The 14,422-nt window shown below is 71.6% G+C and carries 15 protein-coding genes; 10 read left to right on the forward strand and 5 right to left on the reverse strand.

Annotated elements, in window-relative coordinates:
• Positions 1-33: 33 nt before the first annotated feature.
• Entirely contained in the window at positions 34-528 is a 495-nt protein-coding gene (greA, locus tag AC1DV7_RS14360) for a transcription elongation factor GreA (protein ID WP_477597816.1), read from the reverse strand.
• A gap of 373 nt (positions 529-901) precedes the next feature.
• Here greA and AC1DV7_RS14365 point away from each other — a divergent pair, with 373 nt between their 5' ends.
• Positions 902-1,360, forward strand: a complete 459-nt coding sequence (locus tag AC1DV7_RS14365; protein WP_477597817.1) for a hypothetical protein — start codon at positions 902-904, stop codon at positions 1,358-1,360.
• On the opposite strand, the gene AC1DV7_RS14370 is transcribed toward AC1DV7_RS14365, so the two are convergent.
• Positions 1,326-1,691, reverse strand: coding sequence for a DUF4307 domain-containing protein (locus AC1DV7_RS14370; protein WP_477597818.1), 366 nt, complete (start codon positions 1,689-1,691; stop codon positions 1,326-1,328). The genes AC1DV7_RS14365 and AC1DV7_RS14370 overlap by 35 nt on opposite strands.
• Positions 1,692-1,797: 106 nt before the next feature.
• On the opposite strand from AC1DV7_RS14370, the gene mca reads away from it, so the two are divergent.
• Genes mca through AC1DV7_RS14385 form a run of 3 tightly spaced genes read left to right on the forward strand, consistent with a single transcriptional unit; the run spans position 1,798 to position 3,448 of the window.
• On the forward strand, positions 1,798-2,733 hold the full coding sequence (gene mca, locus AC1DV7_RS14375; RefSeq protein WP_477597819.1) for a mycothiol conjugate amidase Mca: 936 nt from the start codon (positions 1,798-1,800) through the stop codon (positions 2,731-2,733).
• The gene (locus AC1DV7_RS14380; protein ID WP_477597820.1) at positions 2,730-3,023 is read left to right on the forward strand and encodes a hypothetical protein; all 294 of its coding nucleotides are present in this window, start codon (positions 2,730-2,732) and stop codon (positions 3,021-3,023) included. The genes mca and AC1DV7_RS14380 overlap by 4 nt, the downstream gene beginning before the upstream one ends.
• Positions 3,024-3,064: 41 nt before the next feature.
• A complete protein-coding gene (locus tag AC1DV7_RS14385) occupies positions 3,065-3,448 on the forward strand; it encodes a VOC family protein (RefSeq protein ID WP_477597821.1) in 384 nt (127 codons plus the stop codon).
• Between the two features lie 10 nt (positions 3,449-3,458).
• Here the strand turns inward: AC1DV7_RS14385 and trhA are convergent, their stop codons facing one another.
• The gene (gene trhA, locus AC1DV7_RS14390) at positions 3,459-4,166 is read right to left on the reverse strand and encodes a PAQR family membrane homeostasis protein TrhA (protein WP_477597822.1); all 708 of its coding nucleotides are present in this window, start codon (positions 4,164-4,166) and stop codon (positions 3,459-3,461) included.
• 130 nt (positions 4,167-4,296) lie between these two features.
• On the opposite strand from trhA, the gene AC1DV7_RS14395 reads away from it, so the two are divergent.
• The 3 genes from AC1DV7_RS14395 to AC1DV7_RS14405 all read left to right on the forward strand — a co-directional run bounded on the left by AC1DV7_RS14395 (position 4,297) and on the right by AC1DV7_RS14405 (position 7,917).
• Positions 4,297-5,058: an isoprenyl transferase gene (locus AC1DV7_RS14395; RefSeq protein ID WP_477597823.1), complete on the forward strand. Its 762-nt coding sequence runs from the start codon at positions 4,297-4,299 to the stop codon at positions 5,056-5,058.
• 577 nt (positions 5,059-5,635) lie between these two features.
• On the forward strand, positions 5,636-6,871 hold the full coding sequence (locus AC1DV7_RS14400) for a PhoH family protein (RefSeq protein WP_477597847.1): 1,236 nt from the start codon (positions 5,636-5,638) through the stop codon (positions 6,869-6,871).
• Between the two features lie 299 nt (positions 6,872-7,170).
• Positions 7,171-7,917: an aggregation-promoting factor C-terminal-like domain-containing protein gene (locus tag AC1DV7_RS14405; protein WP_477597824.1), complete on the forward strand. Its 747-nt coding sequence runs from the start codon at positions 7,171-7,173 to the stop codon at positions 7,915-7,917.
• A gap of 111 nt (positions 7,918-8,028) precedes the next feature.
• Here AC1DV7_RS14405 and AC1DV7_RS14410 read toward each other — a convergent pair whose 3' ends face one another.
• Both AC1DV7_RS14410 and coaA read right to left on the reverse strand, forming a co-directional pair.
• Complete coding sequence (locus tag AC1DV7_RS14410) at positions 8,029-9,444, reverse strand: class II fumarate hydratase (protein ID WP_477597825.1); 1,416 nt, start codon at positions 9,442-9,444, stop codon at positions 8,029-8,031.
• A 92-nt stretch (positions 9,445-9,536) separates the two neighbouring features.
• The gene (gene coaA / locus AC1DV7_RS14415) at positions 9,537-10,508 is read right to left on the reverse strand and encodes a type I pantothenate kinase (protein ID WP_477597826.1); all 972 of its coding nucleotides are present in this window, start codon (positions 10,506-10,508) and stop codon (positions 9,537-9,539) included.
• Positions 10,509-10,576: 68 nt separating this feature from the next.
• Here coaA and glmS point away from each other — a divergent pair, with 68 nt between their 5' ends.
• The 3 genes from glmS to AC1DV7_RS14430 are packed head-to-tail and all read left to right on the forward strand — an operon-like array spanning position 10,577 to position 14,324.
• Positions 10,577-12,436 carry a glutamine--fructose-6-phosphate transaminase (isomerizing) gene (glmS, locus tag AC1DV7_RS14420; protein WP_477597827.1) on the forward strand — a complete coding sequence of 620 codons (1,860 nt, stop codon included), beginning with the start codon at positions 10,577-10,579 and terminating at the stop codon, positions 12,434-12,436.
• A 10-nt stretch (positions 12,437-12,446) separates the two neighbouring features.
• Positions 12,447-12,797, forward strand: coding sequence for a holo-ACP synthase (locus AC1DV7_RS14425; protein ID WP_477597828.1), 351 nt, complete (start codon positions 12,447-12,449; stop codon positions 12,795-12,797).
• A gap of 3 nt (positions 12,798-12,800) precedes the next feature.
• Positions 12,801-14,324 (forward strand): bifunctional ADP-dependent NAD(P)H-hydrate dehydratase/NAD(P)H-hydrate epimerase, encoded by a 1,524-nt coding sequence (locus AC1DV7_RS14430; protein WP_477597829.1) that lies wholly within the window; start codon positions 12,801-12,803, stop codon positions 14,322-14,324.
• The last annotated feature ends 98 nt before the right edge of the window (positions 14,325-14,422 follow it).

Genomic DNA, 14,422 nt, shown 5'->3' on the forward strand with positions numbered 1-14,422 from the left:
GGGCGGCCCCTCGGGGTGCGGTGAGGTCGTCGGTCAGCCGGCGTACGGCGTGGCAGCCTTGACGGTCACCGCGATGGTCTTGCCGTTGGGGGCGTTGTAGGACGCCTTGTCGCCGATCTTCTTGCCGTTGATGGCGGCTCCGAGCGGGGACTTCTCGCTGTAGACGTCGAGGTCGCTGTCGCCGGCGATCTCGCGCGAGCCGAGCAGGAAGGTGACGTCGTCGCCGAACATGTCGACGGTGACCACCATGCCGGGCTCCACCACGCCGTCGTCGGCGGGCTTGGTGCCGACGGTGGCGTTCTCGAGCAGCTGGGTCAGCTGGCGGATGCGGGCCTCCATCTTGCCCTGCTCCTCCTTGGCTGCGTGGTAGCCGCCGTTCTCCTTCAGGTCGCCTTCCTCACGGGCCGCCTCGATCTTCTTGGCGATCTCCGTGCGGCCGACGCCGGAGAGCTGGTCCAGCTCGGCCTTCAGTCGGTCGAAGGCCTCCTGGGTCAGGTAGCTCGCGGTGGGGGTCGCGGTCTCGCTCACGGTGTTACTCCTTGATCGGGGTCCCGTCCGGCGCCGTCGAGGCACCTAGGGGCATGTACGCGTAGCGGCCCGGACCCCGACCATGTCGTCAGGTCCAGACCGCTTGGTGAAAGGACAATGCTACCGCGAGACGCCGGAAACGGTCCATTCTGTCCGAAGTCAACCAGCCGATCGGACGGACTCGCGCCAGACCCCTCCACGCGACGAATGCGCAGGTCAGAGCGTTGTATGGCGGGTGCGGCGGCACCCGGGGTGAGGCGCCCCACGGCGTCCCGCGGGGCGACCCCAAGACAGTCCCAAGTGCGACCCGGCACTCTGGTCGCGTCGGACACCCCGGCCCCGGACCAACCCGCAGGATCGAAGGAGCGACGGCATGACCAGCACCACGGTGAGCACCCCGACGACGACCCCCGACGCCGACACCTCGGTGCGTCGACTGCGGGTCGCGATGGCCGTCCTGGTCCTCACCGACCTCGTCGGCGGACTGCTCGCGGTCGCGAGCTCGGTCAACACCTGGGGCGAGGCGTGGGGTCCCGAGGCCCTGCTCGCGGCGCCGGTGCCCATGATCGTGGCCCAGGTCCTGCTCGTGGTGGTCGCGAACCGGTGGCAGAACCGGTGGGCCGCGGTCGCTGCCGTCCTCCTGGCCGTCGCCTGCCTGGTGAGCGTGGTCTCGGGGTTCTTCGACGGCGGGCTGCGCAACGACGAGCTGGGCGCGGGCCTGTTCGCCTTCCAGCTGGCGCTGCTCGCGGTCACTTCCGTCGTCGGGTTGCTGGCAGCGGTCCGGGCCGCGACGGTGGTCAGGCTCCGGCGCAGGACTCCACGACGCCCGTGACGGCGCGGGACGTCGTGCGCACGACCGTCTCCTGGTGGATCGAGCGCTCCTGTGTCGGCGGCACGTCCACCGTGACCACGCCGACGACACCGAAGGCCTGGTCGAGGGCGCGCACCCGGCAGGTGACCGCCTGACCGGGTGAGCGGTGCACGTCGAACTCGACCCGGACGCTGCGGTCGTCGACGACCTTGAACCCGGTGTCCGTGAACGTCACCTGCCCCACGGAGTTGGCCAGCCCCAGCCAGATGGCCAGCGCCGAGCCGAGCGTGCAGCCGACGATGCCGACCACCCACCACCTGCCGGTGCCGGGGGTGGGACGGGGGAGCGGCATGGGTGTTCCTCGACTGGGTGAGAGGATGGCGAACGGTGTGGTTCGCCCGGCGGACTGCACCCATTGTCCGTGATGGCTTTCGGTGCTGGTGAAAGAGGTTGAGCAGGTGGCTGACCGGTTGCGACTCATGGCGGTGCACGCGCACCCCGACGACGAGTCGAGCAAGGGTGCCGCGACGAGTGCCAAGTACGTCGCCGACGGGGTGGACGTGCTCGTGGTCTCGTGCACAGGGGGCGAGCGCGGTGACGTGCTCAACCCGCACCTCAAGGACGACCCGCACATCGCTCGCGACCTGGCGCAGGTGCGCCGCGACGAGATGATGCGGGCCCAGGAAATCCTCGGCGTCCAGCACACCTGGCTGGGGTTCGTGGACTCCGGCCTGCCCGAGGGCGACCCGCTCCCGCCACTGCCGGACGGGTGCTTCGCGCTCGAGCCGATCGACGTGACGACCGAGGCGCTCGTCCGTGAGATCCGCCGCTTCAGGCCGCACGTCATGACGACCTACGACGAGAACGGCGGCTACCCGCACCCCGACCACATCATGTGCCACACGGTGTCGATGTCGGCCTTCGAGGCGGCCGGTGACCCCACCGCATACCCGCACGCGGGGGAGCCCTGGCAGCCGCTGAAGATCTACTACACGGCTCACAACCGCGACAAGTACGCCGCGTACCACGAGGCGATGCTCGAGGCCGGTCTCGAGAGCCCGTATGCCGAGTGGCTGGAGGGCTGGGACCCCGCTCGCAACCGCACCATCACCACCCGGGTCGAGTGCGCGGACTACTTCGACAAGCGCGACCAGGCACTGCTGGCGCACGCCACGCAGGTCGACCCGGACGGCTCGTGGTTCCACGTGCCGCGTGAGCTCCAGCAGCGGATCTGGCCGACGGAGGACTTCGAGGCAGCGGTCTCCTACGTGCCTGTCGTGCCGGTCGAGACCGACCTGTTCGCGGGGATCGACGACGCCGCCGCCGGCGACGCGCTCGCGACCAGCGCCGACCTCGCGATCCGCTACGACGGCCGCAAGGAGGCCCGCTCGTGAACGGCGCCCCGTCCTCGATGGTGAGCCCCGGGCTGTGGGGGTTCCTGGCCTTCTTCCTGCTGGCGCTCGCCCTGTACCTGCTGATGCGCAACATGAACGCGCGGATGCGGCGGATGTCCTACCGCTCGGAGGAGCTCGCCCGCGAGGCGCAGGCCGAGGCCGAGGCGAGCAAGGCCGCGAAGAACGCCCGGCGTCCGGGCTCGGACCCAGCCACCCCGGGCGCCTCCGACGGCGCCACGCCGGATGACGGGACCGACGATCCGGAGCAGACTGGCCCCACCCACCCCTAGTCCCGCGCCGTGGGACGGGGCCGCTCCCGGGAGGACCTGTCATGAGTGGTCGGATCGTGCACTTCGAGCTGCCGTACGAGGACCGCGACCGCGCGTCCACGTTCTACACCGAGCTGTTCGGCTGGGACATCCAGACGTTCCCGGGCATGGACTACTCGATGGTGACCACTGGCCCTTCAGGAGACCAGGGGCCCACGGAGCCGGGTTTCATCAACGGCGGGATGGGTGCCAACGAGGGGAACCTCACCGGACCGCGCGTGGTGATCGACGTCGAGGACATCGACGCCACGCTGCGCGAGGTCGAGGCCCGGGGCGGCCAGGCGGTGGCGGCCAAGTCGCCTGTGGCGCAGATGGGGTGGTCGGCCTACTTCCGCGACAGCGAGGGCAACGTCGTGGGGCTGTGGCAGACCAACCCCGACGGCTGACCGGGACCGGTCAGGCGGAGGGGCCGGCGCCGTAGACCGACATCGCCACCGCGATGTAGTGCACGACGAACGCGGCGACGGTCAGCGTGTGGAAGATCTCGTGGAACCCGAACCAGCGCGGTGACGGGTTCGGCCGCTTGATGCCGTAGACGAGGGCGCCGGCGGTGTAGAGCAGGCCGCCCACGGCGAGCAGCGTCACGATGGCGGGGCCACCGAAGTGCAGCAGCGGGCCCATGTAGAACACGGCGACCCATCCGAGGGCCACGTAGATCGGGGTGTACAGCCAGCGCGGCGCCCCGACCCAGAAGACGCGGAAGAGCACGCCGCCGATGGCGCCGATCCACACGATCAGCAGCATCTGCACGGCCTGGCCGCGGGGGAGCAGCAGGGCGAAGGGTGTGTACGTCCCGGCGATGATGAGGAAGATGTTGGAGTGGTCCATCCGCTTGAGCACACCGGCCACGGTGGGGGACCAGTTGCCGCGGTGGTAGACCGCGGACGTGCCGAAGAGCAGCCAGGCGGTCACGGAGAACACGGTGGCGGCGATGCGAGCGTTGGTCGTGGGGGCAAGCGCGATGAGCACGATGCCGGCAGCGAGCGACAGGGGCACCATGCCGGCGTGCAGCCAGCCCCGCAGGTGCGGCTTGACGGCGGCGACGACGGACTCGAACGGGCCCTGGTCGCCCCGGCCGGTGTCGGTCCTGGGTTCGGTGGTCATGCGTCCACTGTAACCTACGCAACCGTAGGTTACTACTGCGTAGGTTGTGAGGTCCCCCTCGCGGGCGCGCCGGAACCCGCTCACCGCTCCTGACCGCCCTGCGCCCGGGGGCGGGAGTAGCGTGGTGGCCGTGGCGCTGACCGACTTCCTGTATGCCGCGTACGAGCGGCGGCTCGCACGCCGGCTGTCGAGGGCGACCCTCCCGCGCCACGTCGGCGTGATGCTCGACGGCAACCGGCGCTGGGCGGCCGAGCGCGGCCACGGCACCAAGGAAGGCCACCAGGCCGGGGCCGACAACATCGCCAACTTCCTCGAGTGGTGCGAGGAGGCCAGGGTCGAGGTCGTCACGTTGTGGCTGCTGTCCACCGACAACCTCAGCCGGCCCGCCGCCGAGGTGGGGCCGCTGCTGTCGATCATCGAGACCGCCGTCGCCGACCTCGCCGCCACCAAGCGCTGGAAGATCAACCCCGTCGGGTCGCTCGACCTGCTCCCGGCCCACACCGCCCAGAGCCTCAAGGAGAGCGCCGACCTCACCGAGGACGTGCAGGGCATCACCGTCAACGTCGCCGTCGGCTACGGCGGCCGGCAGGAGATCACCGACGCGGTGCGGTCGATGCTGATGGCGCACGCCGCGAACGGCACGACCATCGAGGAGCTCGCCGAGACGCTCCAGGTGGAGCACATCGCCGAGCACCTCTACACCAAGGGCCAGCCCGACCCCGACCTGGTGATCCGGACGTCCGGGGAGCAGCGGCTCTCGGGGTTCCTCCTCTGGCAGAGCGCGCACAGCGAGTTCTACTTCTGCGAGGCCTACTGGCCGGACTTCCGGCACGTCGACTTCCTGCGCGCGCTGCGCGCCTACTCCGAGCGCAACCGCCGCTTCGGCGGGTAGCCGACCAAGGGCTCCGTGGCGGCTAGGCGCCGACCAAGGGCTCCGTGGCGGCTAGGCGCCGACCAAGGGCTCAGCGGCGGCTGAGCCGCCGAAAAGGGGGCTCAGCGGCGGCTGAGGGGCACCGCGGCATACCAACGTCCGAGGGGCGTATCGGGCCAACGGGTTAACTCTGGATGACACGCCGCGAGGTTGCCCTCCACGGGGTCGGGTGGGTCGTACCGTCCGTAGTGACGCGGGGCACCCGTCCCGCGTTCGGGGAGGCCAACCTATGGAGCAGATCCAGCTCCGGGCGGAGGGCCGGACCCGGCCCCACCGCAGTGGTGGCGCCTGGTCCCGGCACCTCGGTCGCGAGTAGGCGCACTGCGCCGGGTGCGGCGCGCTGTGCCAAGGAGAGACATTGGCTTCGAACCACGACAACCCCGTCGCTTCGCCCCGCAAGGCCACGTCGGTCCGTGCCCAGGCCGGCTCGAAGTCCAGCACCAAGGCCGGCGTCCGAACCCCCGAGGCCACCGAGTCCCCGACGCCCAGTCGCACGTTCGTCCTCGACACCTCGGTGCTGTTGTCCGACCCGCGCGCGATGGTGCGGTTCAAGGAGCACGAGGTCGTCCTGCCGGTTGTCGTGGTCACCGAGCTCGAGGCCAAGCGTCACCACCCCGAGCTCGGCTACTTCGCGCGCCAGGCGCTGCGGCTGCTCGACGACCTGCGGATCAGCCAGGGCCGGCTCGACGCGCCCGTCTCCGTCGGCGACGAGGGCGGCACCCTGCGGGTCGAGCTCAACCACACGGACCCCGCGTCGTTGCCGGCGGGCTTCCGCCTCGGCGACAACGACACCCGGATCCTCTCGGTCGCCAAGAACCTGTCCAACGAGGGCTTCGACGTCACCATCGTCAGCAAGGACCTGCCGATGCGCGTCAAGGCGTCGGCCGTGGGCCTGGCCGCCGAGGAGTACCGCGCCGAGCTGGCCATCGACTCCGGCTGGACCGGCATGGCCGAGCTGGACGTCACCACCGAGGAGATGGACTCGCTCTACGAGCACGGTCGCATCGAGAACGCCGCCGCCGCCGAGATGCCCTGCCACACCGGTGTCGTCCTGCTCTCGCCGCGGGGCAGCGGTCTGGGGCGGGTCGGTGCCGACAAGCAGGTGCGTCTGGTCCGTGGCGACCGTGACGCGTTCGGCCTGCACGGTCGCAGCGCCGAGCAGCGCATCGCGCTCGACATCCTGCTCGACCCCGACGTGGGCATCGTGTCGCTCGGTGGGCGCGCCGGCACGGGCAAGTCGGCGCTCGCCCTCTGCGCCGGCATCGAGGCGGTCATGGAGCGGCGCCAGCAGCGCAAGGTCGTCGTCTTCCGCCCGCTGTACGCCGTGGGTGGCCAGGAGCTCGGCTACCTGCCCGGCAGCGAGTCCGAGAAGATGGGCCCGTGGGCGCAGGCCGTCTTCGACACCCTCGGCGCCCTGGTGTCGCACGAGGTGGTCGAGGAGATCATGGACCGCGGCATGCTCGAGGTCCTGCCGCTCACGCACATCCGCGGACGCTCGCTGCACGACGCGTTCGTCATCGTGGACGAGGCGCAGTCCCTCGAGCGCAACGTCCTGCTGACGGTGCTCTCGCGCATCGGCCAGAACTCCCGCGTGGTCCTCACCCACGACGTCGCCCAGCGGGACAACCTGCGGGTCGGCCGTCACGACGGCGTCGCCGCAGTGATCGAGGCGCTCAAGGGCCACCCGTTGTTCGCCCACGTCACCCTGACCCGGTCCGAGCGCAGCCCGATCGCGGCACTCGTGACCGACCTGCTCGAGGGGCTCGAGGTCTGACCCCGCACGCGTGAGGGGGCGACGCCCGCCGGGCCACGAGGCCCGGCGGGCGTCCTCGTCGTGTGAGCCCCACCACGGGAGGTGGTGCGGCGGGTCAGCCGAAAGGATGAATCCTGCACCTCACCCGTCACAGGGGCCCCAGAAGTGCACAGGGCGATTGGTGGTCATGGGTATGCCTCGGGTAAGGTCTCGGTTTCATAACGTGCCGGATCGCGACTTCACGAGGCGACTGGGCGCACAGATCCCTGGCACCGATGAGGCCACCCGCGATGGTGGCTTCTCCTTTGGAGGAACACCGTATGAGCAAGGCCTACCACGGTCGACACCGCAACGTGTCGACCCACGGCAGGAAGCCCACTCGGTCCTCCGGTCTCGCGCGGGCGATCCGTCGCCCCGCGGTCACCTCGAGCGTGCTGCTCGCCGTCCTCGCGACGACTGCGGCGGGCTACCAGGCCAGCGGGCAGCAGGCCGGCACGGCAGGCTTCACCATCAGCACCGAGGCGATCGCCCAGGCCAACGAGCTCTCGGACACGCAGATCGAGGACTCCGCCCGCCTCGCTGCCGACCGCAACGACACCAACGCCAGCAGCGCCGCCGCCCAGGAGCGCGCGCGCCTCGCCGCCGTCGAGGCCGCCAAGGCAGCCGACGAGGCCCGCCGCGAGGCCGCCAAGAAGGCCGCACGCGACAAGGCCCGCAAGGCCCTCGAGGCCAAGAAGCAGGCCCTGATCGCCAACGCCCAGAAGGACCCCCGTGGCGCTGCCCGGGCGCTGCTCGGCGACTATGGCTTCGACGACAGCCAGTGGTCCTGCCTGGACAACCTCTGGCACGGCGAGAGCGGCTGGCGCTACACCGCCACGAACTCCTCCTCCGGCGCCTACGGCATCCCGCAGTCCCTGCCGGCGTCCAAGATGGCCACCGTGGGCGACGACTACCTCACCAACCCGGTCACCCAGATCAAGTGGGGCCTGCAGTACATCAAGAGCTCCTACGGCACCCCGTGTGGCGCCTGGAGTGCGTGGCAGGGCCGGTCGCCGCACTGGTACTGAGCCACGGCCCAACGCACCGACCACGAAGCCGCACCCCTCGGGGTGCGGCTTCGTCGTGTGGTGGCCGGGTCCTCGGTATGCGGTGTGCCGCGCCTGCGCCCCGGGCGCCTCTCAGCGGGGCGGGCGGGTCATCGCGAGGACGTCGAGCGCCTCGTCGAGCTGCTCCTCGGTGAGCTCGCCGCTCGCGACGTGGCCACGCTCCACGACGACATCCCGGATCGGGCGACGCTCGGCGATGGACTGCTTGGCGACGGCGGCGGCGGCCTCGTACCCGATGTACCGGTTGAGGGGGGTGACGATGGACGGCGACCCCTCGGCGAGCTCCCTGGCGCGGTCCCGGTCGGCCTCGATGCCGGAGACACAGCGGTCGGCGAGGAGGCGGCTGGTCACGGCCAGCAGGTGGGTCGACTCGAGGATGTTGCGGGCCAGGACCGGCAGCATGACGTTGAGCTCGAAGGCGCCGGAGGCGCCGGCCACGGTGATGGCGGTGTCGTTGCCGATCACCTGGGCGCACGCCATCAGCGTGGCCTCGGGGATCACCGGGTTGACCTTGCCCGGCATGATGCTCGACCCGGGTTGGAGGTCCGGCAGCCTGATCTCCCCGAGCCCTGAGCGAGGGCCCGACGACATCCAGCGCAGGTCGTTGCAGACCTTCGTGAGGCTGACCGCCACGACCCGCAGTGCACCGCTCAGCTCGACCACGGCGTCCTGGGCCGACTGCGCCTCGAAGTGGTCGGCCGCCTCGCGGAAGGCGATGCCGGTGCGCTCGCTGACGCGGGCGATGACGGCCGCCGCGAACCCCGGAGCCGCGTTGAGCCCGGTCCCCGCGGCCGTGCCGCCGAGGGGCAGCTCGGCCGTGGCCTGCGCCCCCACGAGGACCCGCTGCGCGCCCAGCTCGACCTGCCGGGCGTACCCCCCGAACTCCTGGCCGAGCGTCACCGGCACCGCGTCCATGAGGTGGGTGCGGCCGGCCTTCACGACGTCGGAGAACTCGGACTCCTTGGCCCGCAGGGCCTTGGCGAGGTGCAGCAGGCTGGGGGCCAGGCCGCGGTGGACCGCCACCGTGGCCGCGATCCGCAGGGCGCTCGGGAACGTGTCGTTGCTCGACTGGCCGGCGTTGACGTGGTCGTTCGGGTGCACGGCCTCGCCGGTGGCCAGGTGCGCGATTCGGGCCACGACCTCGTTGACGTTCATGTTGGTGCTGGTCCCGGAGCCGGTCTGGAACACGTCGATCGGGAACTGCTCGTCGTGGCGACCGTCGGCCACCTGGGCGGCGGCCTCGGCGATCGCCGAGGCGCGAGCCTGATCGAGGACCCCCAGTTCGGCGTTGACCTCGGCAGCCGCGGCCTTGAGCAGGGCCAGGGCGTGCACGACGCCGGGCGGGACTGGCTGGCCCGAGATCGGGAAGTTCTCGACGGCCCGGGCCGTCTGGGCGCCCCACAGGGCGTCGGCCGGCACCTCCACGTCGCCCATCGAGTCGTGCTCGGTGCGGGTGGCCCGGCCGGGCTGGCTGCTCTGCTCGCTCATGCCCCCATCATGCGCCGAGCCGGCAGGAGCCCGCAGGGACGGGCAGCGCGGGGCGGGCCCGGGGGACCACTGGCCCACCCGGCATACCGTCCTCAGAGCTTGCGCAGGCGGATCCGGCGCACACCGTGGTCCTTGCCCTTGGCCAGCACCAGGGTGGCGCGGCTGCGCGTGGGCAGGACGTTCTCGCGCAGGTTGACCTCGTTGATCTCGGCCCAGATCCGTGACGCCGTGGCCTTGGCTTCGTCGTCGGACAACGCGGCATAGCGGTGGAAGTAGGAGTGCGGGTCGGCGAAGGCGGTCTCGCGCAGGCGCAGGAAACGCTCGACGTACCACTGCCGGATGTCGTCGAGGTGCGCGTCGACATAGACGGAGAAGTCGAAGAAGTCGCTGACCGCCATCCCCGTGCGCCCGTCCTCCTGGACCCTCGGCGCCTGCAGGACGTTGAGGCCCTCGACGATGAGCACGTCGGGTTGGCGGACGACGATCTCGACGTCAGGGACGATGTCATAGGTCAGGTGCGAGTAGACCGGGGCGCTGACCTCGGCCTTGCCGGCCTTGACCTCGGCGACGAAGCGCAGCAGCGCCCGGCGGTTGTAGGACTCGGGAAATCCCTTGCGGTGCAACAGGTTTCGCCGCTGCAGCTCGGCGTTCGGATAGAGGAAGCCATCGGTCGTGACCAGCTGCACCTCGGGCGTGCCGGGCCACCGCGACAGGAGCTCCTGGAGGAGTCGGGCAGTCGTCGACTTGCCGACCGCCACGGACCCGGCCACGCCGATGATGAACGGCGTCTTGGCCGGCCGCTCGCCGAGGAAGTCGGTCGTGATGCGGTGCAGTCCCGCGGTCGCGCCCACGTAGAAGTTCAGCAGTCGCGAAAGGGGGAGGTAGACCTCCTCCACCTCGGCGAGGTCGAGCGAGTCGCCGAGACCGCGCAACCGGGCGACGTCCTCGGCGTCGAGCGACAGCGGGTGGTTCTCGCGGAGCCGGGACCACGCGGCGCGGTCGAGCTCGACGTAGGGCGAGGGAAGGGCGCCTGCGCCGTTCGCGGGGTGGCTCACGGGCGCCATTGTTGCTCACCGCCCGGGCGGCCGGTCTCGTGCGGTGGGTCACCCGGGTGGCGGATAGGCTGCCTCCCATGTGCGGAATCGTGGGATATGTGGGCCCGAACGCGGACGGCAAGGCCCTGGACGTCGTCATGGAGGGCCTGGCGAGGCTCGAGTACCGCGGGTACGACTCCGCAGGGGTCGCACTCGTGACCGAGGACGGCGTCTCCACCGCGAAGCGCGCCGGCAAGCTCGTCAACCTGCAGGACGCCCTCGAGGCCGACCGGCTCCCCGGAGCCACCACCGGCATCGGCCACACCCGCTGGGCGACGCACGGCGGTCCGACCGACCAGAACGCCCACCCCCACCGCGGCGGCGACGACGGCAAGCTCGCCCTGATCCACAACGGCATCATCGAGAACTTCCACCAGCTCAAGCAGGGGCTGCTCGCCCAGGGCGTCGGGTTCGAGAGCGAGACCGACACCGAGGTGGCGGCCCACCTCGTGGCCAGCGCGTTCGCCGAGACCGGGGACCTCACCGAGGCCATGCGGTCGGTCGTCAACCGGCTCGAGGGGGCCTTCACCCTGCTGGCCGTCCACGCGGACCAGCCCGGGGTCGTCGTGGGCGCCCGGCGCAACAGCCCGCTCGTGGTCGGCCTCGGCGACGGTGAGAACTTCCTCGGCTCCGACGTCGCCGCCTTCATCGGGCACACCCGTCAGGCGCTCGAGCTCGGCCAGGACCAGATCGTCACGATCACCCCCGAGGCGCACACCGTCATCAACTTCGACGGGTCGCCGGCCGAGGGCAAGCGCTACGAGGTCACGTGGGACGCCGCAGCCGCCGAGAAGGGCGGCTACGCCACCTTCATGGAGAAGGAGATCTACGAGCAGCCGCACGCCGTCGGCGACACGCTCCTGGGGCGCACCGACCTCGAGGGCCGGCTGGTGCTCGACGACATGTCGATCACCGAGGACCAGCTGCGCGCGGTCGACCGCATCATCATCGTGGCCTGCGGGACGGCCGCCTACGCGGGCATGGTCGCCAAGTACGCGATCGAGCACTGGACTCGCATCCCCGTCGAGGTGGCCCTCGCCCACGAGTTCCGCTACTCCGACCCGATCGCGAGCGACCGCACGCTGGTCGTCTCGATCAGCCAGTCCGGCGAGACCATGGACACCCTGATGGCGGTCAAGCACGCCCACGAGCTCGGGGCGCTGACCCTGTCGATCTGCAACACCCACGGCTCGACCATCCCGCGCGAGTCGGACGCCGTGCTCTACACGCACGCGGGTCCCGAGATCGCGGTCGCCTCGACCAAGGCGTTCCTCGCCCAGATCACGGCCTGCTACGTCCTCGGCCTCTACCTCGCCCAGCTGCGCGGGGGCACCTTCGCCGACGACGCGCAGTCGGTGATGAAGGAGCTGCACGAGGTCCCCGCCAAGCTCGAGGAGCTGCTGGGGCGGATGGACCGCGTCAAGGAGATCGCCCGGTTCATGGCGGACACCCGCTCCGTGCTCTTCCTCGGCCGGAACGTCGGCTACCCGGTGGCCATGGAGGGCGCTCTCAAGCTCAAGGAGCTCGCCTACATCCACGCCGAGGGCTTCGCCGCCGGAGAGCTCAAGCACGGACCGATCGCGCTGATCGACGCCGGCCAGCCGGTCTTCATCGTCGTGCCCGGGCCGGGCACTCCCCACGAGCTGCACAAGAAGGTCGTCTCCAACATCCAGGAGATCCGGGCACGCGGCGCCCGCACCATCGTGGTCGCCGAGGACGGCGACGAGGACGTGCTGCCGTTCGCCGACGAGGTGATCCGCGTGCCCGCCACCTCTCCGTTGCTGGCGCCGCTGCTCACCGTGGTGCCGCTGCAGGTGTTCGCCCTGCACCTGTCGACCGCCAAGGGCCTCGACGTCGACCAGCCGCGCAACCTCGCCAAGTCGGTCACGGTCGAGTGAGCGCGCCCCGATGATCGTGGGCGTCGGCATCGACGTCGTCGACGTGGCGCGCTTCGGCGAGACCCTGGAGCGCACACCCGGCCTGCGCGACCGGCTGTTCACCGACGAGGAGCGCGGCTTGCCGCTCAACTCGCTCGCCGCCCGGTTCGCCGCCAAGGAGGCGCTCGCCAAGGCCCTGGGGGCGCCCGTCGGGCTCAACTGGCAGGACGCCACCGTGCGCCGGGGCGAGGACGGGCGTCCGCACCTGGTGATCACGGGCACCGTCGAGTCGCGGGCGGAGGCGCTCGGCGTGCACGCCTGGCACGTCTCCCTCTCCCACGACGCCGGGATCGCCTCGGCCGTCGTCGTCGCCGAGGGCTGAGCGGTGCTGCGCGCCTGGTCGGTTGCTCGGGTACGGGCCGCCGAACAGGCCCTGCTCGCAGTGCTCCCCGAGGGCGAGCTCATGGGCCGGGCGGCCGCTGGTCTCGCGGCCGTCTGCCGGGCCCGGCTGTCCGAACGCGACGGCACCCGCGTCGTGGGGCTGGTGGGACCGGGGAACAACGGCGGCGATGCTCTCTTCGCCCTCGCCGAGCTGGCCGAGGGTGGCGCACAGTGCCAGGTCCTCCACGGGGGCTGGCCGCTCCACCCGACCGGTCTCGCTGCCGCGCAGGCCGCGGGGGTGGTGGTGCTGCAGCCGTCCGACGCCTGGCTCGCGGCCCTGCACGCGGCGGACCTCGTGGTCGACGGTGTCCTCGGCATCGGTGGACGTCCCGGACTTCCGGACGAGGCCGCGGCCTGGGTCAGGGCGCTGCCGGACGAGGCCTACGTGGTCAGTGTCGACCTGCCGTCCGGAGCGGACCCGGCGGGCGAGGTCGGCAGCGACGCCGGGGTCTTCGCCGACGAGACCGTGACGTTCGGCGTGGCCAAGCCCGTGCACCTGCTGCCGGCGACGGAGCCAGCCGTGGGTCGGCTCACGGTGGTCGACATCGGCCTCGACGTCGAGGGCGAAGCCGACGTCGAGCGACTCGACCACGACGACGTCGCGCGCTCCTGGCCGGTGCCGGGTCCGGGCGCCGACAAGTACTCGCGCGGGGTCCTGGGCGTCATCGCCGGCGGCGACGCCTACCCGGGCGCGGCCGTCCTCGCCTGCACCGCGGCGGTGGAGGCAGGAGTCGGTATGGTGCGCTACCTCGGGACCGCGGGCTCCGTCGCCGCCGTCCGTGCCGCCGTTCCCGAGGCGGTCGTGGGCCCGGGTCGGGTCCAGGCGTGGGCCATCGGGCCGGGTCTGGACGTCGAGGCGACGGGGGAGTCCGCAGCAGCCCAGGTCGCCGCGGCCTACGCCGCCCTCGCCACCGACCTGCCTGTCCTCCTCGACGCCGGTGGGCTCGACCTCGTCGGGGGTCGCCGGGAGGCCCCCACCCTGCTGACGCCGCATGCCGGCGAGCTGGCTCGCCTGCTCACACGCCTCGAGGGGAGCGACGGTCCCGAGGGACGCGACGCCCCAGAGGGACGCGACGCGAGCGGCAGGTCCGGCGTGACGCGCGACGACGTCCTCGCCGAGCCGGTGCGCCATGCGCGCCGTCTCGCGGAGCTCACCGGGGCCACGGTCCTGCTCAAGGGCGCCACCACCCTGGTCGTCCCGGCGCCGCACACGGCGCGGCCGGTCCGGTCACAGGCAGACGCCCCGTCCTGGCTGGCGACCGCCGGCGCCGGTGACGTCCTAGCCGGGCTCGCCGGCACCCTGCTGGCCGCGGGGCTGGACCCCCTCGACGCGGGCAGCCTCGCGGCCCTGGTCCACGGCGTGGCCGCGGACCGTGCCAACCCCGGCGGTCCCGTCCGCGCGCTGGCCGTGGCCCACGCCATACCGTCGACCGTGGCGGCTCTGCTCCGGCGCGGTGACAGAGTTTGACCGGTCGTACTACGACGAACGGTTGAACCCTCGCGGCGGCCCCGCCCATAGCCTTGCCGTCTCATGTCCCCGAGGAGGCCGACAATGGGGGTTCCGCA

It is taken from the genome of Pedococcus sp. P2_E4, assembly GCF_056403935.1.

Coding starts and splice junctions, on each gene's coding strand:
- trhA (WP_477597822.1), bottom strand. CDS start 4,166: ATGACCACCGAACCCAGGACCGACACCGGCCGGGGCGACCAGGGCCCG.
- AC1DV7_RS14365 (WP_477597817.1), top strand. CDS start 902: ATGACCAGCACCACGGTGAGCACCCCGACGACGACCCCCGACGCCGAC.
- AC1DV7_RS14385 (WP_477597821.1), top strand. CDS start 3,065: ATGAGTGGTCGGATCGTGCACTTCGAGCTGCCGTACGAGGACCGCGAC.
- glmS (WP_477597827.1), top strand. CDS start 10,577: ATGTGCGGAATCGTGGGATATGTGGGCCCGAACGCGGACGGCAAGGCC.
- AC1DV7_RS14425 (WP_477597828.1), top strand. CDS start 12,447: ATGATCGTGGGCGTCGGCATCGACGTCGTCGACGTGGCGCGCTTCGGC.
- coaA (WP_477597826.1), bottom strand. CDS start 10,508: ATGGCGCCCGTGAGCCACCCCGCGAACGGCGCAGGCGCCCTTCCCTCG.
- AC1DV7_RS14410 (WP_477597825.1), bottom strand. CDS start 9,444: ATGAGCGAGCAGAGCAGCCAGCCCGGCCGGGCCACCCGCACCGAGCAC.
- AC1DV7_RS14370 (WP_477597818.1), bottom strand. CDS start 1,691: ATGCCGCTCCCCCGTCCCACCCCCGGCACCGGCAGGTGGTGGGTGGTC.
- AC1DV7_RS14405 (WP_477597824.1), top strand. CDS start 7,171: ATGAGCAAGGCCTACCACGGTCGACACCGCAACGTGTCGACCCACGGC.
- AC1DV7_RS14400 (WP_477597847.1), top strand. CDS start 5,636: ATGGTGCGGTTCAAGGAGCACGAGGTCGTCCTGCCGGTTGTCGTGGTC.